The 801-nt window shown below is 59.7% G+C and carries 1 protein-coding gene; it reads right to left on the bottom strand.

All coding sequences use genetic code 11. The features are described 5' to 3' along the window. Positions 1-737, bottom strand: a 737-nt coding sequence (locus tag CWO89_RS44765; RefSeq protein ID WP_130584443.1) for a transposase, incomplete at its 3' end; no start/stop codon positions are given. Positions 738-801: the final 64 nt, after the last annotated feature.

The following is an 801-nucleotide window of genomic DNA, read 5'->3' as shown; positions in this document are numbered from 1 at the left end:
CCCGATCCGCGTCCGCTGGTGGCCATCGAACGGGCATCCGGATCGGTGAGCGATATCTGTTGATCCGGCGTGTTGCGCATCTGCGCATCAAGCACTTCCAGGCGGCTCATCTCCTGCTGCAGCCGAGCGATCTTTTCCTTGATTCTCGTCGTCTTGATGCTGATCGCTTCCGATGGCTCCTGCCGATCCGCACTATCGAGTTGACGCAGATATCGACCGACGCTTTCCTCGATCTGCGCCATCCGCCTCGCCATCTTGGCATGCGTGAAGTTGCGGTCGCGGTTGTTCACCGCCTTGAACTTGCTGCCGTCGATTGCGACGCTTGGGGTCTGCAACAGGCCCATTTGCCGGCATAGGGCAACGAACTTCGCACAAACCTTCCGGATCGCCGCGCCATTGTCCTTCCGGAAATCGGCGATCGTCTTGTGATCGGGAGCCAGGCGGCCGATCAGCCACATCACCTCGATATTGCGGCACGCCTCACGTTCCAGGCGGCGACTGGATTGCACCCGATTGAGATAACCGTAGATGTAAAGCTTCAGAAGGACTGCCGGATGATAGGAGGGCCGGCCCGTCTCCTTCGCGATCACGCGCTCAAACCCCATTCCATGCAGGTCGAGCGCCTCGACGAACGCATCGATCACATGGACCGCGTTGTCCTCGCTTACCCAATCCTCCAGGCATTCCGGCAACAGCGTCAGCTGGGATCTGTCCGCGCCTTCAACGAAGCGTCCCATCCGTATCCCCCAATCAGGAAACGGAGCAATCGTAGCCGACTCGTGGCTTTTCACACAGCCAGGG

Source organism: Bradyrhizobium sp. Leo170 (assembly GCF_004296405.1).
Lineage (GTDB): Bacteria > Pseudomonadota > Alphaproteobacteria > Rhizobiales > Xanthobacteraceae > Bradyrhizobium.
This window is presented reverse-complemented; position numbering and strand designations above follow the sequence as displayed.